The sequence below is a fragment of the Psychromicrobium lacuslunae genome (genome assembly GCF_000950575.1).
GTDB classification, from domain to species: Bacteria; Actinomycetota; Actinomycetes; order Actinomycetales; family Micrococcaceae; genus Renibacterium; species Renibacterium lacuslunae.
In genome coordinates this window covers 1,243,315-1,262,976 of record NZ_CP011005.1, presented here as the reverse complement: position 1 = coordinate 1,262,976, position 19,662 = coordinate 1,243,315, and the positions used below count along the sequence as shown (strand labels likewise).

The window sequence follows — 19,662 nt, the reverse complement described above, 5'->3', positions numbered from 1 at the left end:
ACGGCATGCCATTCAGGCTTGCTGGGCCACCTGATGATGCACCGGAAAGTTGACGCTACGAGCAATAAAACATTTCGACGAGGCTTCGGCGTGCAGCTGCTCGGCCAGTTCGGCTTGGCTCGGATCGGCTAAACCAACCTGAGGGCGTAGCGTTACCGATTCGAATTGCCCACTGCCGTCGGGATTCAGAATCATCGTTCCTTCGGCCCGGTCAAGGTAGGAGGTCACCACCACTCCATGCGTCACAGCTACGTGCAAATAGGAAAGCATGTGGCATTCGCTGAGCGCGCTGAGCAGCAACAATTCCGGGTTCCAACGATCCTTATCACCATGAAAAGTGGCGTCAGCCGAACCGAGAATTTGCGGAAGATCGGCGGAGTTTATGGTGTGATCCCGGCCGTAGGCACGGTAAGTCGCGGTGCCTTCGCCCCGATTGCCGGTCCACTCGGTATGCACTTCATAGTGATGTTGATTAAGCGCCATAACTTGATCCTATCCTCGCAGGAACCTCTCTCGTCACCAATGTTCCGCCCCGGAGAAATTGCTGGGCAGCGGGTCGTAGCCCAGCTGTTGCTTGGCTCTTTCCAGGGAGTAAGTGTGCTCATGTGCTAGCTGATGGACAGCATAGCTGCTTGGTAGCGACCGGCTACGAAGCTTGGCCGGAAGTCTCTCCGCGCCCGCGGCGAGAGTCAGTGCCAAGCGGAGCGACACCGGACGGATCACCGGAGAGCGCCCACGGCGATTGAGTAACTCGGTGATGGCCGTAGCCAGCGGGAGCGGCTCTGCATCGGTGATATTGAAGACCCCCACCGTGCTGCTGAGCACCGCACCGCTCACCGCTGCGCAGAGATTATCGATATGCGTCAATGCGTGCAGCGCTTGGCCACCGCGGGGCAATGCCAGCGAGTTGCCCCGCACAGCGGCCTCGATTCGGGGCAGCAAAGTATTATCTCCCGGTCCATAGACAGCATGCGGACGAAGCGCAATGGTTTGTGAGAATTCGGCGACTGCCCGCTCCGCCGCGAATTTGGAAAGCGCGTAACTCCCCAGTAACCGATGTCCCAATGCCGCATCTTCGGTAACGTGGTGATGCGGGCCAGCCGAGTCATAAACGCTTGAGGAAGAGAGCAGCACCATCCGGGCATCAGGAAAGGCTTTGCGGACCGCGAGAGTGCCGTCACGATTGATTCTCAGCGCCTTGGCAAGCGAGGATTGATCGTCGACCAGGGCTGCGCAATGCACCACTACGTCGACGGAGTCGACCGGGGGAGCCGAGAAGAGGTCCCAGCTCAGATACCGTGAGCCTTTCGGGCTAAGCCAGCCGGGCAGAGTGCGACCGGTGCCAATCACGTGATGGCCGTGGTCGCTGAGTCTGCTGGCTATCGCGCCGCCAATAAACCCGCTGGCCCCGGTCACCAGAATCTTCATCGTGTCACGAGAAGTCGTTGATAAGCGGGGATGAGCACTCTGCGCGCGGCTTGTCTTGAGCTAATCCGCAACGGACCTGATTCGCTCACTACGTTGAGCAGTGCATCCAGGACCAGGCGGGTCTGCGCCATCGCCAGTGGCGCCCCCAAGCAGAAGTGCACGCCGCCGCCAAACCATAGTTGCTTGAGTTCGGCGGCCGAATTCCTTTGCGGATCGAACGTTCCTGAGAGCTGATTGATTCGGAATCCCAGTAGGATCAGCCGCTCACCCGGCGCTACCCGCAGTCTGCCCAGGGTTGCTGCACTGCGAGCGTGCCTGAGCATGACTAACACGGGGGTGGTCACCCGCAGCCCTTCGGCAATGCTGGCCTCGCTCAATTGGCGCGCAGCAGCAACGCGAGGAAGCCAACCTGAGTCGATCAGCAGCGCAATCAGTCGGGGAATATAGGCGGTGAGAGTCTCGGTACCGGTGAGCGCGAAGGCACCCACGGCGCCCAGGGCCTCCTGCTCGCTCAGGCCAAGTTCACGCATTCGTCCGGGGATGGTTTCCGGGTCACCACTTTGATAGGCGCTCTTTGCAGCACCGGTCAACCCTTCCATTAACTCCCGAGCCTGCCGAAGCTGTTGCTCCGATAGGCCGAGATTCCGCAGCCGAACCGAGCCGCTGATCCGGTGAATCTGTTGGTAAAAAGCGTCGTCGTGCACTTGGCCGGCGGGTAGGCCGACCAGTTGAGAGATAACTTCTGAGGAGAGCAGGTGAGACTTTTGTACCAAGTCGACCGCTTGTCCGGAGGCGAGTTGCTGGGTGAGCGTGGCCAGATGAGGCGCTAAGGCCTTGCGGCTGAGGGCTTCGACGAACCCCGGCGCGAACAACGGCGAGAGTTTTCGGCGCAGCTGGGCATGGTCCTGACCGGACATATTGAGTAGTACTTTTTCGCCCAGCACTGGCGTCCAAAGATCGGAAGAGGTGCCAGGACCGTTTTTGGCAAAGGTTTCGGGCTGTTTGAGCACCTCGCGAACGAGCTGGGCATCCTTGACCAGGATCCCCAACTTAGGTACCCGGAGTAGCCCTCCGGGAACGGCTTGCAAGGCTGGGTAGCTCAACGGGTGGGCGGCTCGTTGCACCTTGGATTCCCATCGCGCGGCCAATCGCGGACTGGCGCTGGCTGGCCGATCGGTCACTGTGCTCATAACCTGGCCACCATCAGGCCAAGTGAGATTCCGCCGGCCAGGCCGACCAGACCGACGAGGCTGCCCGGGCCAATGTGCCCTGCCTCGCGCGCTAGCTTGAGTTGCAAGGGGAGGGTTACCGAGGCGAGGTTACCGTGCTGGCTCACCGTGTCGAGGCAGTGTGCGGTGGAAAGACCGAGGGTCGCCATCACCGGGGCTAAAATCGGCGCTGCCACCTGGTGAATGGCCATGAAGTCCAATTGATCGAGGCTCAGGCCGAGATTGCGCAGCCCTTTTGCAACAGGTTCCGGTCCGAGTTCCAGGAAGGCCTCGCGGAGCGCGGCGCCATCCATATCGAAGTAGCTGCCATGGCGGGCGTGCGGATCCATCGAGCCGCCGGTACCCAGGGTGCCTATCTGCCAATGGCGAGAGTCAGCCACGAAATGTCCGCCGAGCAGATGTGCGGCGAGCGGCGGCTGGTCACCGTCTTCGGTTGCTGAGACCACGGTGCGTTCTAAGATGACGGCCGCTCCGCCGTCGCTCATGGTGTACCCGGGAAATGACCTGAGGAATTGCTCTTTATTTTCCAGCTCCCAGCGCACCGCATGACTTGGTTGCTCGCCGCTAACTACCAGCACGCGGCCGTATTGGCCGGTGCGGATCAGCGCATCTGCTACCTGTAAAGCGTTGAGCACTGAGTTGCAGGCATTTTTCACGTCCATAACAGGGCAAGTGAGTCCCAGTTTGGCTGCCACAATATGACTGGTGGCAGGTTCGATCAGGTCTTGGCTGGCCGAAGCGAAAATCAGTAGTTCGATGGGCTGATCGTCGCTGAGTAAGGCATGTCGGGCCGCGGCTACCGCGAGATCTGAAGTTTGCCAGCCGTCTGGGCGAAGGTGCACCTGCTCGACGCCGGTAATCCTTGAGATCAGACCCCAGGGCAGGCTGAGCCTCGGATTCTGCCGGCGGAGTCTTTCCTCTGTGTCTTCGGTGCTCCGGGTTTCGGCGGGCAAATATACCCCGACTGAGGATATCCGCGAGGCTATTCTGCTGCTGTTGTGCATCGTCCCTCACAGCTCGAACTTAGCGATCATGGGTTGAGCTATCGAATTGATAATACCATCGAGAAGCTGCCAGACCAGGCGTTGCCGATACGGTAGATGACGATAATAGACGGCAAGAAATTCAATTTCCGGCTCCGCGCCCCTGGAGCGCTTAAAAGCCGGAACCCCCGAGGAGGCGTGCACGGTGACCGAGTGCTGCCACGCGGTTTCAGTAATCAGCACATTGAGCATTCGATAGAGCCCTAACTCCTGAGGTTTGTTCAGATCGTAGCCAAGGAAAGGGGCAGCTAGATACCCTTCGGCAATGAAATAGCCGATCACCCCGTCGATCCGCCCCTCTCGCTCCAGCACCAGGTAGTTCAGCATGCCATGCAGGGCACTGCGCGCAACGAAGTCTTCGGTGTATTGAGGACTGTAACTGGAGTATTTCTCGATGTAGAGCATTCGGTAGAGCTCAATCATTCTGCGACTCTCCGCCTTGGACGGTTCGGTCACGGCGCGCACTTGGTACTCGGAGGAGCTGAACAGCAACTCGTCTCGACGGTAGTCTCGACGGCGCGCGAACTCCCGATTAATTGTCGGCACGAACAGCACGCTACGGGCCGGAATTAGTCGGTAGCCCGCGTTTCGCAACTGTTCGGGGAAGTCATTATCCCGGCCATGTACACTGCGCCAGGCAATGGCTAGCCCAGGGTGTTCGGTGCGTAAATGATCGGTGAGCCGGAGTAGTTCGGTTGAGTTGATCGGGGGATGCAGATTGGTGGAAATGAGCGCATTGTTCACCAGCAGCAGCTGATCGATACCTCCCCATTGCAGCGCCCGGCCCAGCAGGCGAATGAGCGGCCTGAGTAATGCCTCAAGGCGCGGGGAGTGCAGTTCAGCTAGTTCGTCCTGGGCAAAGCCAATGTAGTGGCCATAGGGGGAGAGTAGATAGGTCTGATGCTGCTCCCGGGTGCTTCGCTCGGTGGAACGGCTGGGCTGCTGCTCTGGCAGTGTAATCGGCAGGAAGCGACCGTCGGCTCGTATTTCCGCCAGCCTGGTGCTGGCGTTGCTAATGCCGATGCTGCGACCGGTCCGTGGGTCGCGGAGCGCCGTAAAGGCTTGTTTCCGCCACCGGTCACCTGGTGCGCTCGTGCTTGGCTGTTCAGTGGTTCCCTGCACGAGAGGGGGCACTGGGCCGTCGTATTGCAGATCGTAAGTGCTGGCCTCCAGCGGACTGAACCGGTGCTGAAAGGCACTGCCAAGCAGTGAGCCGGCTACTCTGAGCTGCTGATGTATCGGCACCGTGCCGCGCAGCGCAGAGCGAGCTTTTAGCCACTCTGAAGGCTTGCGTAAAGATTGTTCAGTGGCGGCCAGGCTCAGTTTCTTAGCCCGGGGGCTGGCCGATAATGGCGGCCCGTCGCTTAGCAGGGCATCGGCAAGATTGCCCTCCAGCAGGTGCAAGCCGCTGGTCGGGCGTGGGTTGCACTCAATAGCCATCGGCCCGCTTGCAGTATCGATCAGGTCGAGGCTGAGGAATCCGGTGTAATTCAGTTCGTTCGCCAAGCGCTTGGCTAGTGCGGTCGCCTGTAGATACTTTCGGTCGCTGTTCGGAATCGGCTGAAAGTACCTGCCAGCCCCGCTGCCGCCGGTGCGCCAACGTGGCAGGTAGACAGAGAGGGCGCGTGGTTCGCCTTGCCGGAAGACGCCGCTCAGGCAGAATTCCTCACCAGTGAGAAACTCCTGGACTAGCCAGGGCCGACTTGCGGTAACTGTCGGCAGCTTCGGTAGTTGAGCACCCGGAGGGACGATCAGCGTACCTGCACCAAAGCGAGAATAGGCGGGTTTGAGTACTATGGCCGGTGAATTCACTGGGCTGCCTAGCCGTCCTCGGGATAGCTGGCCGAACTGAGCCAGCGAGTCGATCTGGATGGTTTGTGGGGCACTGAAGCCCAGCCGGGCTATCAATTCAATAAACCGCACCTTGTGATGCAACTGATTCAATACCGAGATATCTGCCGCGAAAAGGCGCTCGCGGAGTCGCCGAAGAGCGCCACCTTTTGCTGCCTCGGCGAGCCAGAAAACTTCTTCACAGCTGGGGAGCACCAATTCTGCGTCAAAGTGAAGGATCATTTCTTCGATACTGGCGGCGAAGGCCTGCGGGTTCCAACGCGGCGAGGGAAGTCGATAGCTCGCCGAGACAAAGGGGCTGGCCGCCAAGAGATTGGTGCTACTTTCAGCCGCGATGACTCGATAGCCAGCCTCGCCAAAATGCCGGGCTAGTTCACCAGCAATGGGTGCCCGACCGCCGGTCAGGACGACGCTTTTCACGAGGCGGCCAGTTGAGAGAATATTCGCCGCAGCTTGGCCCCCGGTAGCGGGGCCTGCCAATCCACGAACGTCAGCGTAGGTAGTGCGAGGTGATGGCTATCAAAGAGCCTGCCTAGTTCGCGCCGTACCGAGGCGATGGCCGCTGCCGAGGGGTTTTTTAACGCGATCAGCAGCCCCGATTCACGCTGCCTTAGCGACCAATCGTCAAACTCCGAGCTAGCCAGCGCCATACTTCGTCGGATCAAGTCCGGGAAAAGCTTCACGCCGTCGAAGCTGAGCACCGCGTCGGCGCGGCCATCAACAGCGGCGAGGGTGAGTGCCTGGTTGCCGCAATCGCAGGGGTGATCGGCAAGCCGAAGGACGTCGTCTAAGCGATAGCGCAAGATGAACTGAGTGCTTCTGGTGAAATCGGTAATGATCGGGCTGAACCTGGTGTGTTCAGCGTCAAGCCAGTCCTTCTCGAAAAAGACATGCTGTTCGTTCAGGTGCAGCTTGCCCCGGCGACAGCTAAAGCCCAGCAAACCCTCGGTTGCCTGGTAGACCTGGGCGGGTCGCACTCGAAAAGCTCGCTCGAGTAGCTCGGCTGTTGCGTCGTCGAGTTCCTCAGCGACCGAAATTAACTGGCGAGGCGTGATGTGCAGCTCCTCGTTTAGCTGCTGCCTTGCGAGTTCGGCGAGCACCGACGCCGGGCCGACCAGCAGATCCGGTGGCCGTTGCTCGAGTTTCTGCAGGTGATCTTCAAGCGGCTCGAGGAGGTCGTAGAAATCGAAGCTGACCCGACTGCTGCGCACCGTATTGTAGAGATTGCTGTCGGCCCGAAGCAGGAAGCCAATCCGCAATGCGGGTCGCCAAGGCTGGACGAGCTGTCGCAGGGATTCGGTGCTGAGTAGTCTGGCTAAAATGGTGCCTGCCCAGAGCAGGCGCTCGCGGGAGCTGAGCAGAAACACTCCTTGTTTACCCGAGGTTCCGCTGGAAAGGCCGACGGTCAGGCCAGCCAACTCGGGTCTGAAGTCCCTACTTCGCTCGCTCTGCTTAGCAGCCGATAGTGCTTTCTCAAGCCCTATGCCCTGGCTGTTGTAGCTGCTGAAATCGGCCAGCAGCGTAGCCTTGTCAATCACCGGGAGCGAAGCCCAGTCGAGGGTCCGAGTCCGCAGCATTCTACTGAGTCGTTTGTGCTGCCAGCGCAGCAGTGCGGTGCGGTTGCCAAAGCGATATCCCCAACGCGTCCGGCAGAACGCTGCTAACGCGGCGAACTGCTCTCGGCGTGTGGCCAGGGTGCTCCGCCAGTGCTCAATCCGTCGATCCGCAGACTGGTCCATGGCAGCAGTCTAAACGCTTCGACAGACAATTGATCCATTCGAAAGTCTTAATCCTGAAAGTTATGGCCTGCCACCGGGGCAGGCCATAACTTTCAGTGACTGTATCTGACTATGTATGACTCTGTTTTAGCGGTCGGCGGCCTGTGCCTTGAGCGCGCGAACCACGGCGTCTCGGTTCTCGACGACCAGGCGACGAAGCGCTGGAGTTTCCTCGCCTAGCTCGTCAAGGAACTTGTCGGTGGCATCTAGAGTTGCCTGCGATACCAGCTGGACGGGGTAGAGACCATTGACGATGGTCGAGGAAATCTCATGTGATTTCTCCGCCCAAACCTGGCGAATTGCACCGAAGTATTCGTCCACGAATGGCTCAAGCAGGCGGGTGTCGCTGACCCGATTGAAACCGGTGATCGCCGAGCTTTGCGCCGCATTGGGCAAATTACCGTCCACCACGACTTGCTGCCAGACGCTTCGCTTTGCTTCCGGCGTCGGAATTGCGGCCGAGGCAGCGGCTGCAGCGAGCTGACCGTTCTGGGTGGGGTCACGCTCAAGTTCAGTGTTGATGTCAGCCTGCGCCAAGCGGCCACCGGCGACCAGCGAACTGAGCAGATCCCAGCGCAGATCTTGGTCGATCTCTAGTCCGTCCAATTGATACTTACCGCTCAGCAGGTCCGCGACGACGTCGAGTTGCTCGGCGGTACGTGCCAAGGCCGCATAGGCTTTAACGAACTGCAGTTGCGAGTCGGAACCGGGTGCAGCCTGGGTGAAGAGCGACCACAAGGCATCGGCGGCGGCAATTACCGTCTCGTGTTGAGCTTCGGGGCTGACGTAGAGGCTGAGCGTGGTCTGCAGTTGGCGTAGCAGCACGGTGACCACCGAGGAATCAGATTCGGAGCCAATATTGGCGAGGATCAGATCCACATAGCCACGAGCTGGCGTTTCACCATCCCGGGCAGCATCCCAAGCGGAGGCCCAGACCAGGGTGCGTGGCAGCGACTCCGCAAAGTCCTTGAGGTGAGCCGTTGCGGTAGCCAATGAGGCCTCGTCGAGACGGATCTTCGCATAAGCCAGATCGTCGTCATTCAACAGGATCAACGCTGGGCGGTCCAAGCCAATCAGCTCAGCGACCTCGGTGCGCTCGCCGGCGACATCGAGTTCCACTCGATGGCTGCGTACAAGTTTTCCGTTCTCATCGAGGTTGTAGAAACCAACGGCGAGACGGTGCGGTCGAATCGTTGGGTAGTCAGCAACCGCTGACTGCAAGATCGCGAAGCCCGTGATCTTGCCGTCGGCTTCGCCGATCTCCGCCCGTAGCGTGTTCACCCCGGCGGTTTCCAACCAAAGCTTTGACCATTCCTTCAAATCACGACCGCTGGAGACCTCGAGTTCGGAAAGCAGGTCTCGCAGTTCGGTGTTACCCCAGGAATGCTTGGCGAAGTACTCGCGCACCCCGGCCATGAACTCCTCTTGACCGACCCAGGCCACCAGCTGACGCAAAACGGAAGCGCCCTTGGCATAGGTGATGCCGTCAAAGTTGACCTGAACATCTTCCAAATCGCGGATCTCCGCCACGATCGGGTGCGTCGAAGGTAACTGATCCTGGCGATAAGCCCACGACTTTTCCAACGAGGCGAAGGTGGTCCACGCCTGCACGAATTCGGTGTTTTCCGCAGCTGCCAAGGTCGACATAAATTCGGCAAAGGACTCATTGAGCCACAGATCATTCCACCAACGCATGGTGACCAGATCGCCAAACCACATATGCGCGAGTTCGTGCAGGATGGTGATGGCTCGGCGCTCCACCAGAGCTTCAGTGACTTTAGAGCGGAAAACATAGTTCTCCAGGAAGGTCACCGCACCAGCGTTTTCCATTGCACCAGCATTGAACTCGGGCACGAAGAGCTGATCGTATTTAGCGAAAGGATAAGCGGTACCGAATTGTTTTTCGAAGAACTCGAAACCTTGCCGGGTCAGCGTGAAGACATTCTCGGCATCCAGGTATTGCATCAGGGATTTACGCGCGAACACGCCGAGCGGGATAATCCGTCCATCGGCGCTGGTCAGTTCGCTGCGGACGCTCTGATACGGCCCGGCGATCAGCGCGGTGACATAAGAAGAAAGCCGCGGAGTGGGCTCAAAAGTCCAAGTGCTGCGGGCGCCACCGTCGTCTCCGGCGGCGGTTTCGACCGGGGCCGGAGTGGGGGAGTTGGAGACGACGTCCCAATGCGCCGGAGCGGTGACGGTGAAGCTGAACGTCGCTTTGAGATCGGGTTGCTCGAAAACCGCGAACATCCGTCGAGAGTCTGGCACCTCAAACTGGCTGTATAGGTAGACCTCTTGGTCGACCGGGTCGACGAAGCGGTGCAGGCCTTCGCCGGTGTTGGTGTAAAGCGCATCGGCAACCACCGTGAGCGTGTTCTGCTCAGCGAGGTTGGGCAGCTTGATATACACCCCGTCCGAGACCTCAGCCGGGTCAAGTACGACGCCGTTGAGCGTCACCGAGTGCACGGTATCAGTAATCGCGTCAATAAAACTGCTGGCACCGTCTTTGGCACTGAAACGTACAGTCGTGGTGGAACCAAAAACCCGCTCGCCGCGGGTCAGGTCTAGCTCGACGTGATACGAATCGACACTGAGCAACTCCGCACGAGTGCGCGCTTCTTCCCGCGTCAGGTTCATTCCTGGCATTATCAGCCTTTCAATGAGATAACTCCCGGAGATTACCGGGCAGAGATGAAGCCATTCTTTCATCATGCTGACAGACTGGAGTAATGGCACTTAATCTAGCGATCGTCGGCGACGGAGCAATTGCCACCGACCTGCGCGGCTACCTGACAGCGCATCAGCAACTGCGGCTGCTCGGGCTGCTGAGCCGACACGAACTTTCAGCCGAAACTCAGCAGCAAGGCGTGCCCAGGCTGAGCTTTGAACAGGTTCTCGAGTCAGCTGATGTTGTGGTTGAGGCTGCTGGCGTGAAGGCTGTAGCCGAGTATGGTCCACGGATTATTGATGCTGGAAAAGACTTCCTGGTGACATCTATCGGCGCCTTTGCGGACTCTGCCACCCGAAGAGCGGTTTTGGAAGGCGGGCCAGGACGAGCTTTTCCCACCACCGGCGCAATTGGTGGCCTCGACCTTCTCAGCGCTGCCGCGGCGAGCGGGGGAATTGATTGGGTGCAGCTGGAAACCCGTAAGCAGCCAGCAGCGCTAAAGCAGGCTTGGATGTCCGAGCAGGAACTCGAAGACCTGCTGGACGCTGTTGAGCCAAGCATTATTTTTAGTGGCTCACCGGCCGAAGCGATCACTAAATTTCCGGCCTCGCTCAATGTGGCTGTTGCGCTGGGGCTGGCGGTTGGGGACCTGGCCAAGGTGCGGGTCAGCCTGGTTGCCGATCCAGCGGCCAGGCTGACCGAACACCTGATCACCGCGAGTGGCGGATCGGGGGAGTACCATTTCCAGATTCGTAATCAACCGAATCCTCGGCAACCCAGCAGCAGCGGGCTGACCGCGCGGTCCTTGCTCGCTGGGCTGCTCCGCTTGGCTGAGCCCGCCGGGAAGTTCATTTGAGCGGGTTTCCAGATGACTGAGCAACGGTTCGATCGACGTTTCTTGGGTTTTGGTATTGGTTTTCCTTGGGCCGTCGCCTTTTGCTTTGCTGCAGTGGCCCTATTTTTGCGCCGTGGTGTTCCAGAGCCAATGGGACTTCACTGGGATGGTTCAGATGCCGATCTGACAATTAGTTTTCCCGCTTTTGTTGTGTGTACAGCTATCGCGATCGGCGTGGTTGGTTCGCTTTGTGGCGTGCTTGCCGGAGCGCGCTTGCAACGCCGATGGTTACGTCGCGTGCTGATGGGCCTTGCGGTTGCCCTGAGCCTCTTTTTGGCTACTGTCGGTGCGGCCTTTTTGATGGGGCAACAGGGCCTGAAAACGGCTGACGGCGGAACAATCGACTCGATCGTGCTCGCGCTGGGTGGTGGTGCTGCACTGGCACTCGGGGTGATCATGATGTTCGTCTACCAGCCCACACCGCTCTGGACTCCTCGCGACGATCAGGCACTTTTGGAAGCTCAGGCCGCACTCCTCGGTCAACCCGCTCTGAGCTTCTGGATCATCGCGCGAAGCTCAAGCTATGTTTTTCTAGTCATGATCCTTTTATTGCTTGGCAGTCTTCTGTTATTGCTTTCACCGTGGCTGGCCTTGGGTCTTGCGGTCGTGGTGCTGTTCGTGATGGCTAATCTATCGGCCCGGCTGGAAATCAGCTCGACCTCCCAGCCGCAGCGACTGCTCAAGCTGAAAATTGCCGGCTTATTGCCCGTCTGCACGATCCCGATGGAACGAATTAGCTCCGTGGAGATGACAAAAATTGATCTGTGGCGGCTCGGAGGTCCTGGCTGGCGGCGGCAGCCTGGCAAACAGCGATTTATCGCCCGGAGCGGTTATGCCGTCCGGGTACAACTAGGTGCCGATGCGGAGCTGCTGGTGGGAGTCCGAAACGAAGCCCATGCCCAGGAAGTACTCGAATATCTACAGGCTATCGAGGGTGCTGCTTAGTCTGCCCGCCGTTGCCCCACTGACGGTGCAGGACCGCGGCTGTGGTTAGAGGCGCAGCACGCGATAGGCTGAGATTTATGACGACCCCGCGCATTCACATTGGAACCGACCATGCCGGCCTGGAGCTAAGCGCTCACCTGATTAGGCACCTTACCGAGCGTGGTTATCAGGTTGTAGACCATGGTCCGCAAAGTTATGACGCTGAAGATGACTACCCGGTCTTCTGCATTCATGCGGCACAAGCAGTGATGGCAGATACCGCCGCCGGGGTTTTTGCGCTCGGCATTGTTTTAGGTGGTTCGGGGAACGGTGAGCAGATTGCCGCCAATAAGGTGAGGGGTATTCGCGCCGCCTTGGTCTGGAACGAAGAAACTGCCAAACTCGCCCGAGAGCATAATGATGCAAATGTGGTGGCCGTGGGCGGTCGGCAGCACAGCGTCGAGGAAGCCACCTCGCTGATTGAGATCTTCCTCGCCGAACCCTTTAGCGAGGCTGAGCGTCATGTCCGGCGAATTGGAAAAATCGCCGGCTTCGAACAAACCGGTGAGATCAGCGAATAACGCGCCACGGAAAATCAGCGATGCCTGAAGGACACACCATTCACAGGCTGGCCCGTCAGTTCAACGATGTGTTCTCCGGTCAGCCAGTTCTTGCAAGTAGCCCGCAAGGTCGGTTCAGCTCCGGTGCGGAGAAAATCGATGGCAGACTCTTGGTCTCCGCCCATGCACATGGCAAGCAACTTTTTATCAGTTTTGATCATGAGCTAACCCTGAGAGTGCACCTAGGACTTTACGGTGCCTGGGATTTCGGCGGGGATGAAAGCTTCAGGGGCGCTTCAAGCATTGGAGCGCCCCGCCGAATCGGTGAGCGAGAGCTAGCTGCCAGCGATGAAGGCTATTGTGGGCCCCCCGCCCCGGTCGGTGCGGTGCGGTTGCGTTTGCAAACCGAGCATGGCTGGGCAGATTTGCGGGGGCCGAGCGCTTGTGAATTGCTGACCGAGCAAGAGCTGGTGGCGCAAATCGCCAAACTCGGACCGGACCCGCTGCGCGATGCAGCCGATGCCGGCCAGCAATTTGGCCGCAATGTACTTGCCAAGAAAAGTGCTAGTGCTATCGCGGGGCTGCTCATGGATCAGTCGGTAGTCGCCGGAATTGGCAATATTTACCGTGCAGAGTTGTTGTTCCGCAATGGTATTGATCCGTGGCAACCGGGCAGCTCTCTTCAGCCGGGGCAAGTCGCGGCGTTGTGGGCAGACGCCGTGTTGTTGCTTGCCCGTGGGGTCCAAGCAGGCAAAATCATCACCACTGAAAGGGCCGAGCAGCGATCCTCCGGTGCGCTGAATTATGTTTACCAGCGACAAGGAGAACGCTGCTTGCACTGCCCGCAAACGGTATTAATGACCGAGCTGGCGGGCCGCAAACTTTACTATTGCCCAGGCTGTCAGCAGCCGGGCAATAGCTGATCGGCGGTCGGCCTTTCTCAGTAGTTAGGCGCGGCTGGCAGGTGAAAATACTGTTCCAAAGTTGGGATCTTGCTTTGCACCAGGTCAGCGGAAATGGTTGTTCCGACATAGCGCAGATGCCACGGCTCATAGGCGTAACCGGTGGTTCCGGTGTAACCGTTCGGGTAACGCACAATGAACCCGTAACGCCAGGCGTTGTTTCGTACCCACGAACCGGCCGGAGTGTTTTCAAAGCAAGCCTGCAGGCTGCAAGAGCCGGAGACATCACCAATATCGAAACTCAAGCCGGTCTGATGCTCGCTATAGCCTGGCCTGGCAGAGATCAAATCAGCCTGTTGCTGTCCGTAGAGCTTGACATAGTTGGCGTAGAGGCCCTGCTGCGTAGCGTAGGAGCGGTAACCGCTCACCGTGGTTAGCTTGACCCCGGCGCTGGCTGCCGCATTGATCATCACTTGGGCCTTTGCCGCTGCAGTTGTTTCTAGCTGAATGCTACCGATTGTGGTCAGTGAGGCGGGTGCGTAGCTAATCGGGCTGAGCGGGCGTTTCTTGTTGACCACGATGGTACTGAAAAAACTGCGTGCCCCGCTGGCCGCCGTCCAGGTAATATAACCGCCTTGAAAGTTTTGTCGGCAGCTTCCAGCGCTACACATTTCATCACTGCTCGGGTAACCCAGGTAACCGTTTTGGGTGCCGGCGTTTTTCCAGGCGGTGCGGATGGCGCCGTGGGTGATGTGGGCGCCGGTGTTGGCGGTCCAGTGGATGGAGGCGTTTTGGAAGGCTTGGTAGCAGCCGCCGTTTTTGAAGCCGCAGATTTCGTCGGTGATGGGGTAGCCTGCGTAGCTGTTTTGGGCGCCGATGTTTTTCCAGGCGGTGCGGATGGCGCCGTGGGTGATGTGGGCGCCGGTGTTGGCGGTCCAGTGGATGGAGGCGTTTTGGAAGGCTTGGTAGCAGCCGCCGTTTTTGAAGCCGCAGATTTCGTCGGTGATGGGGTAGCCTGCGTAGCTGTTTTGGGCGCCGATGTTTTTCCAGGCGGTGCGGATGGCGCCGTGGGTGATGTGGGCGCCGGTGCTGGCGGTCCAGTGGATGGAGCCATTCTGATAGGCCCGGGCGCAGCCGCCGTCCCGTAAACCACAGACCACAGCGGCGCTCGGGGCACCCAAATAGCCAGCCACCCCAGGTGCTGCATAGGCCTTGGCGATGGCAGTCTCGCCGGGGCTGGCTGCAGAAGCGGTAGGAACTGCGATGAATAGGGTGGCAAGGGCTACAAAGAAACTGGTGAGTGCTGTTGCGGTCTTCAAAGTACTCCCTAATTGCGAGGATCGAGTAGGAGAATCTCGCGCTTAAATTCCATGTCTTCTTTTCAGCGTAACGGGAGAAACTGAGTTATAAGGTAAATGTAATAAACATTTGATAATTAAATTTCGATTTCTCAAGCGGAGCTCTTGAGCAAGAAAACGCTGAAAGCCGGGAACTGCTCATTCCACAGACACTGGAGGGGATGACGGGAATCGAACCCGCGTAATCAGTTTGGAAGACTGAGGCTCTACCATTGAGCTACATCCCCGAAGGACAGAGATAACTACATCATACCTAGCCGCTAGGCTGTCAAGCTGGGACCCTCGTGAGCTGTGTTTTTGAGCGCAAAATCACCGATTTCTACGAAGAAAATCATTCCGATGTGCACAGCGGGCCTTGAGGCCGTAGACTTGTCGAGCGTCGCGGGGCGTAGCGTAGTGGCTAGCGCGCCTGCTTTGGGAGCAGGAGACCGCAGGTTCGAGTCCTGTCGCCCCGACACAGCAAGATCAGCAAGACCCCAAAGTGAAAAACATCCATCTCAGGAGTAATACTCAGTGAAGAGCGCTGTCGAAAACCTCTCGCCCACCCGGGTCAAGCTCGACGTCGAAGTTTCTTTTGACGAACTGAAGCCAAGCATCGATGAGGCCTACAAGACCATCTCGGAGCAGGTTCAGATTCCGGGCTTCCGCAAGGGCAAAGTGCCGAATCGGTTAATCGATCAGCGAGTGGGCCGTGGTTACGTGCTGGAGACCGCAGTTAACGAAGGTCTGAATGGCTGGTACCAGAGCGCCGTGGCCGAGACCGGTATTCGCCCGCTCTCTCGTCCCGAGGTGGAAATCACCGAAGTGCCCGACCCTTCTGCCACCGAGGGCGAACTGAAGTTCCAGGTTGAGGTGGATGTTCGCCCCGAGGTTGAGCTTCCGGAATACTCAGGTATCGCCGTTGAGGTGACCAGTGCCGAGAAGTCCGAGGCCGACGTCGATAAGGCACTCGACGATCTGCGCGGCCGTTTCGGAACCCTGGTCCCGGCCGAGCGTCCGGCCGCAAATGACGACTTCGTTACTATCGACATCCTGGCCAAGATTGATGGCGCAGAAGTTGATTCCGCTACCGGCCTTTCCTACCAGGTCGGCGCCGGCACCATGCTGGAAGGCCTCGATGAAGCAATCACGGGGCTGAGCGCTGGCGAGGAAGCGATCTTTGACACCAAGTTGGTCGGCGGTGAGCACGCCGGCGAAGAGGCGCAAGTTACCGTCAAGGTGACCGCAGTCAAACTGCGGGAGCTGCCCACCGCGGACGATGACTTCGCTCAGTTGGCCAGCGAATTCGATACCCTCGCCGAGCTTCGCGAAGACTTGGAGACCCAGGTCAACCAGTCCAAGACAGTTGAGCAGGGCGTAGAAGCTCGCGATAAGGTGCTCGAGAAGCTCGTTGAGCTAATTGAGGTGCCGGTACCGGAGTCCGTGATTGAGGATCAGCTGGAACAGCACTTCAACCCGGCCAACTCTCACGGCGAAGAAGAGCACGACACCGAGGAGCACCGCGCCGAGGTCCGCGAGAATGCGGCGCGTTCTTTCAAGAACGAAATCATCCTGGATGCGGTGGCCGATAAGGAAGAGATCGAGGTCTCTCAGGCTGAGTTGATTGACTACATCGTCAACTCCGCTGGTCAGTACGGCATGGACCCGAACCAGTTCGCCCAGATGCTTGACCAGTCAGGTCAGGTGCCTTTGGTTGTCGGCGAGGTTCGCCGTCGCAAGGCTCTCGCGGTAGTTCTCGGTCAGGCAAAGGTGACCGATGCAGCAGGCGCCGAGGTTGACTTGTCCGAGTTCGTGAAGCCCGCTGTGGATCCGGCACTTGAATCGGCTCTCAACGAGGCCGCCGGGGTAGCCGGCGAATCAGAGGGGCCCGAGGACGTGCCGGTCGGACCCGCTGGCGACGACCCGGGCGCCGCGCGCTTCTAAGCTCTCAGTTTTACTAGGTCGTTGCCCGAGCCGGGCAACGACCTAGTGTTTTTAAAATGGCCTAGTGCTTTTAAGTCGATAAACCAAGATTCCTCCGGGCATCGCAGTCGCCAGTTCGGTGTCGTTCGTGGAATTCCGAAAGCCTGTCTGTTGCGCACGGTTTTCGCCGCGCAGCCATTGGTAGAACCGGGCTTCAGCCGAGGGCGAATCTGCCCACGGCAGGGCGACTGCGCCGTCAGCGAACAGCACCGTTTTGCGGAAGATATCGCGGCCGGAAAAGGCTACTGTCCATGTAGCGATACAGGTCAAATGAGATGAGTGAGAAACCATGACTGAACTGGTAAATTCCGTTCCTGCGACTCCGCGGATGGCAGGCGAGCCCGGCGGCCAGGACGATTACGTATACAATCGACTGCTCAAACAGCGCACCATTTGGTTGGGCTCTGAGGTTCGCGATGACAATGCCAATATGATCTGTTCGCAGATGCTATTGCTGGCCTCGGAGGATCAAGAGAAGGACATCTACCTCTACATCAACTCCCCGGGCGGTTCGGTAACGGCTGGGATGGCGATCTACGACACCATGCAGTTCATCCCGAACGATGTGGTCACGGTGGCCACCGGCTTGGCCGCTTCGATGGGGCAGTTCCTGCTCTCTTCCGGCACCAAAGGCAAGCGCCATGCCACTCCTAATGCGCGTATTCTGATGCATCAGCCCTCCGGTGGCATTGGCGGAACCGCCTCGGACATCAAAATCCAGGCCGAACTGATCTTGCACATGAAGAAGGTGATGGCCGAACTGACCGCAGAGCAGACCGGGCAAACCGTTGAGCAGATCCTCAAAGATAACGATCGGGATAAGTGGTTCACCGCGGAAGAAGCTCTGGAATACGGTTTCTTCGATAAGATCAGCGCTCACGCCGGCTCGGTTGCCGGTGGCGGCGGAACGAACGCGAAGTAGAAAGAGAATCATGACTAGCAATTTCACCGCCGCAGGTCCCGCCGCAATGTGGACGCAGAACGTCGCCAACGTGCAGATGGGTGGGGCGGCAGCTAATCTGCCCAGCTCGCGCTATGTGCTCCCGCAGTTCGAAGAACGCACCCCTTACGGGTTCAAGCGTCAAGATCCGTACACCAAGCTCTTCGAAGATCGCATCATCTTCCTGGGCGTGCAGGTGGACGACGCCAGTGCCGATGACATTATGGCGCAGCTGCTGGTGCTCGAATCCACCGATCCGGATCGTGACATCACCCTCTACATCAACTCTCCCGGTGGCTCGTTTACCGCGATGACGGCTATTTACGACACCATGCAGTACATTCGGCCCGAGATCCAGACTGTCTGCCTGGGCCAAGCGGCTAGCGCAGCCGCTGTGCTGTTGGCGGCTGGCACACCGGGGAAGCGGTTGGCTCTGCCAAACGCGCGGGTGCTGATCCATCAGCCCGCGCTATCTGGTGGGCAGGGCGGCCAGGCTTCGGATCTCGAAATCCAGGCCAATGAGGTGATGCGGATGCGCACCTGGTTGGAAGAAACTTTAGCTCAGCACTCCGGGCGGACGCCTGAGCAGCTGAACAACGATATTGAGCGGGACAAGATCCTGACCGCAGCGGAGGCGCTGGATTACGGACTGATTGATCAGGTGCTGGAGTCGCGCAAGCTCAAGCCAGCGGCTATCGCCAAGTAGTCAGCGCGTTCTAGTTTCGAACATCAGCGCCGGGGTGAGTCATATTTATGGCTCGCCCCGGCGTTTGACGTAGCATCGGGCGGAAATTGCCATAGAGTTGAATGGTAAGTGGTTTTTGCGAAAGGGATTGTGATGGCTCGTATGGGTGAGAGCACGGATCTGCTCAAGTGTTCTTTCTGCGGAAAGAGCCAGAAACAGGTGCGCAAACTAATTGCTGGCCCCGGTGTTTACATCTGTGATGAGTGCATCGAGTTGTGCAATGAGATCATCGAAGAGGAACTTGCCGAGGTCGCCGATCTGGGTAGCTTCGAGTTACCGAAGCCGAAGGAAATCTTCAACTTCCTGCAGGAATATGTCATCGGCCAGGAACCGGCGAAGCGTTCCCTTTCGGTTGCTGTTTACAACCACTACAAGCGTATTCAGGCCGGTTCCAAGGGCCAGGCACTAGCCGATGGCAGCCATCACGACGATGTCGAGATCGCCAAATCGAATATCTTGCTGATCGGGCCGACCGGCTGTGGCAAAACCTATCTCGCGCAGACCCTAGCCCGACGGCTCAATGTGCCGTTCGCGGTCGCCGACGCCACCGCCCTCACGGAGGCGGGGTACGTCGGTGAGGACGTCGAGAACATCCTGTTGAAGCTCATCCAGGCCGCCGATTACGATGTCAAAAAGGCCGAACAGGGCATTATTTATATTGACGAAATCGACAAGATCTCACGTAAGAGCGAAAACCCTTCGATCACCCGGGATGTCTCCGGTGAGGGCGTGCAACAAGCACTCTTGAAGATTCTTGAAGGCACTGTCGCTTCGGTGCCACCGCAGGGCGGGCGGAAGCACCCGCATCAGGAATTCATCCAGATTGATACCACTAATGTGCTCTTCATCGTGGCCGGTGCCTTTGCTGGTCTGGAGGAGATTATTGGTGCCAGAGCTGGAAAGAAAGGCATTGGCTTCGGTGCTCCGCTCGGTGCGCTTTCCGGTGAGGAAGCCAGCTATGGCGATGTGATGCCGGAGGACCTGCTGAAGTTCGGCTTGATTCCCGAATTCATTGGGCGGCTTCCGGTGATCACCACGGTTTCTCATCTGGATCGTGATGCGCTGATTCAGATCCTCACCGAGCCGAAAAACGCTCTGATCAAGCAGTATCAGAAGATGTTCCACTTGGACGGGGTGGAACTCAGCTTCGAGGACGAGGCCCTGGACGCTATTGCCGATCAGGCGTTGGAGCGTGGCACCGGTGCCCGTGGGCTGCGCGCAATCCTGGAGGAAGTGCTGCTACCGGTGATGTTTGAGCTTCCGAGCCGCGATGACATTGCTTCTGCCGTTGTCACCGCCGAGTCGGTCAAGGAGAGCGGCCAGCTAACTCTCATCCCGCATGATGTGGTGGCTAAGCGTAGGAATAAGTCGGCCTAGCC

Annotated in this window: 16 protein-coding genes and 2 tRNA genes; 9 read left to right on the top strand and 9 right to left on the bottom strand. The window is 58.6% G+C overall.

The genetic code is table 11. The features are described 5' to 3' along the window. Nucleotides 1-12 precede the first annotated feature (12 nt). The 7 genes from UM93_RS05845 to pepN form a co-directional block, all read right to left on the bottom strand. A complete protein-coding gene (locus tag UM93_RS05845; RefSeq protein WP_045074300.1) occupies nucleotides 13-483 on the bottom strand; it encodes an OsmC family protein in 471 nt (156 codons plus the stop codon). Nucleotides 484-516: 33 nt separating this feature from the next. Further along, a complete protein-coding gene (locus tag UM93_RS05840) occupies nucleotides 517-1,428 on the bottom strand; it encodes an NAD-dependent epimerase/dehydratase family protein (RefSeq protein WP_045074298.1) in 912 nt (303 codons plus the stop codon). After that, nucleotides 1,425-2,618 carry a cytochrome P450 gene (locus UM93_RS05835; protein WP_045074297.1) on the bottom strand — a complete coding sequence of 398 codons (1,194 nt, stop codon included), beginning with the start codon at nucleotides 2,616-2,618 and terminating at the stop codon, nucleotides 1,425-1,427. Before UM93_RS05835 ends, UM93_RS05840 begins: the two co-directional genes overlap by 4 nt. Further along, nucleotides 2,615-3,610: a 3-oxoacyl-ACP synthase III family protein gene (locus UM93_RS05830; protein WP_234399388.1), complete on the bottom strand. Its 996-nt coding sequence runs from the start codon at nucleotides 3,608-3,610 to the stop codon at nucleotides 2,615-2,617. Before UM93_RS05830 ends, UM93_RS05835 begins: the two co-directional genes overlap by 4 nt. A gap of 57 nt (nucleotides 3,611-3,667) precedes the next feature. Continuing rightward, nucleotides 3,668-5,971, bottom strand: coding sequence for a GNAT family N-acetyltransferase (locus tag UM93_RS05825; RefSeq protein ID WP_045074293.1), 2,304 nt, complete (start codon nucleotides 5,969-5,971; stop codon nucleotides 3,668-3,670). After that, nucleotides 5,968-7,290 carry a F390 synthetase-related protein gene (locus tag UM93_RS05820; protein ID WP_052663652.1) on the bottom strand — a complete coding sequence of 441 codons (1,323 nt, stop codon included), beginning with the start codon at nucleotides 7,288-7,290 and terminating at the stop codon, nucleotides 5,968-5,970. The genes UM93_RS05825 and UM93_RS05820 overlap by 4 nt, the downstream gene beginning before the upstream one ends. 126 nt (nucleotides 7,291-7,416) lie before the next feature. Then, the gene (pepN, locus tag UM93_RS05815; RefSeq protein WP_045074292.1) at nucleotides 7,417-9,966 is read right to left on the bottom strand and encodes an aminopeptidase N; all 2,550 of its coding nucleotides are present in this window, start codon (nucleotides 9,964-9,966) and stop codon (nucleotides 7,417-7,419) included. Nucleotides 9,967-10,058: 92 nt separating this feature from the next. Between pepN and UM93_RS05810 the strand changes: the two genes are divergently transcribed. From UM93_RS05810 to UM93_RS05795, 4 genes are all read left to right on the top strand, one after another. Then, a complete protein-coding gene (locus UM93_RS05810; protein WP_045074290.1) occupies nucleotides 10,059-10,853 on the top strand; it encodes an aspartate dehydrogenase domain-containing protein in 795 nt (264 codons plus the stop codon). A gap of 12 nt (nucleotides 10,854-10,865) precedes the next feature. Then, entirely contained in the window at nucleotides 10,866-11,837 is a 972-nt protein-coding gene (locus UM93_RS17065) for a hypothetical protein (RefSeq protein WP_052663651.1), read from the top strand. Between the two features lie 77 nt (nucleotides 11,838-11,914). Further along, complete coding sequence (locus tag UM93_RS05800; RefSeq protein ID WP_045074289.1) at nucleotides 11,915-12,397, top strand: ribose-5-phosphate isomerase; 483 nt, start codon at nucleotides 11,915-11,917, stop codon at nucleotides 12,395-12,397. A 20-nt stretch (nucleotides 12,398-12,417) separates the two neighbouring features. Next, entirely contained in the window at nucleotides 12,418-13,299 is an 882-nt protein-coding gene (locus tag UM93_RS05795; protein WP_045074287.1) for an Fpg/Nei family DNA glycosylase, read from the top strand. A 17-nt stretch (nucleotides 13,300-13,316) separates the two neighbouring features. On the opposite strand, the gene UM93_RS17060 is transcribed toward UM93_RS05795, so the two are convergent. Together UM93_RS17060 and UM93_RS05780 are read right to left on the bottom strand one after the other, a co-directional pair. Further along, a complete protein-coding gene (locus UM93_RS17060; protein WP_052663650.1) occupies nucleotides 13,317-14,597 on the bottom strand; it encodes a D-alanyl-D-alanine carboxypeptidase family protein in 1,281 nt (426 codons plus the stop codon). A gap of 192 nt (nucleotides 14,598-14,789) precedes the next feature. Further along, nucleotides 14,790-14,863: transfer RNA gene (locus UM93_RS05780), tRNA-Gly, on the bottom strand. 155 nt (nucleotides 14,864-15,018) lie between these two features. On the opposite strand from UM93_RS05780, the gene UM93_RS05775 reads away from it, so the two are divergent. The 5 genes from UM93_RS05775 to clpX all read left to right on the top strand — a co-directional run bounded on the left by UM93_RS05775 (nucleotide 15,019) and on the right by clpX (nucleotide 19,660). Next, nucleotides 15,019-15,091, top strand: a tRNA-Pro gene (locus tag UM93_RS05775). A 58-nt stretch (nucleotides 15,092-15,149) separates the two neighbouring features. Then, the gene (tig, locus tag UM93_RS05770; RefSeq protein WP_045074286.1) at nucleotides 15,150-16,559 is read left to right on the top strand and encodes a trigger factor; all 1,410 of its coding nucleotides are present in this window, start codon (nucleotides 15,150-15,152) and stop codon (nucleotides 16,557-16,559) included. Between the two features lie 328 nt (nucleotides 16,560-16,887). Further along, nucleotides 16,888-17,520, top strand: a complete 633-nt coding sequence (locus tag UM93_RS05760; RefSeq protein WP_422784950.1) for an ATP-dependent Clp protease proteolytic subunit — start codon at nucleotides 16,888-16,890, stop codon at nucleotides 17,518-17,520. Nucleotides 17,521-17,566: 46 nt separating this feature from the next. Further along, nucleotides 17,567-18,244 carry an ATP-dependent Clp protease proteolytic subunit gene (locus UM93_RS05755; RefSeq protein WP_324606751.1) on the top strand — a complete coding sequence of 226 codons (678 nt, stop codon included), beginning with the start codon at nucleotides 17,567-17,569 and terminating at the stop codon, nucleotides 18,242-18,244. A gap of 132 nt (nucleotides 18,245-18,376) precedes the next feature. Beyond that, the gene (gene clpX / locus UM93_RS05750) at nucleotides 18,377-19,660 is read left to right on the top strand and encodes an ATP-dependent Clp protease ATP-binding subunit ClpX (protein ID WP_045076958.1); all 1,284 of its coding nucleotides are present in this window, start codon (nucleotides 18,377-18,379) and stop codon (nucleotides 19,658-19,660) included. The last annotated feature ends 2 nt before the right edge of the window (nucleotides 19,661-19,662 follow it).

Coding starts and splice junctions, on each gene's coding strand:
- UM93_RS05845 (WP_045074300.1), bottom strand. CDS start 483: ATGGCGCTTAATCAACATCACTATGAAGTGCATACCGAGTGGACCGGC.
- UM93_RS05840 (WP_045074298.1), bottom strand. CDS start 1,428: ATGAAGATTCTGGTGACCGGGGCCAGCGGGTTTATTGGCGGCGCGATA.
- UM93_RS05835 (WP_045074297.1), bottom strand. CDS start 2,618: ATGAGCACAGTGACCGATCGGCCAGCCAGCGCCAGTCCGCGATTGGCC.
- UM93_RS05820 (WP_052663652.1), bottom strand. CDS start 7,290: ATGGACCAGTCTGCGGATCGACGGATTGAGCACTGGCGGAGCACCCTG.
- pepN (WP_045074292.1), bottom strand. CDS start 9,966: ATGAACCTGACGCGGGAAGAAGCGCGCACTCGTGCGGAGTTGCTCAGT.
- UM93_RS05810 (WP_045074290.1), top strand. CDS start 10,059: ATGGCACTTAATCTAGCGATCGTCGGCGACGGAGCAATTGCCACCGAC.
- UM93_RS17065 (WP_052663651.1), top strand. CDS start 10,866: ATGACTGAGCAACGGTTCGATCGACGTTTCTTGGGTTTTGGTATTGGT.
- UM93_RS05800 (WP_045074289.1), top strand. CDS start 11,915: ATGACGACCCCGCGCATTCACATTGGAACCGACCATGCCGGCCTGGAG.
- UM93_RS05795 (WP_045074287.1), top strand. CDS start 12,418: ATGCCTGAAGGACACACCATTCACAGGCTGGCCCGTCAGTTCAACGAT.
- UM93_RS05760 (WP_422784950.1), top strand. CDS start 16,888: ATGACTGAACTGGTAAATTCCGTTCCTGCGACTCCGCGGATGGCAGGC.
- UM93_RS05755 (WP_324606751.1), top strand. CDS start 17,567: ATGTGGACGCAGAACGTCGCCAACGTGCAGATGGGTGGGGCGGCAGCT.
- clpX (WP_045076958.1), top strand. CDS start 18,377: ATGGCTCGTATGGGTGAGAGCACGGATCTGCTCAAGTGTTCTTTCTGC.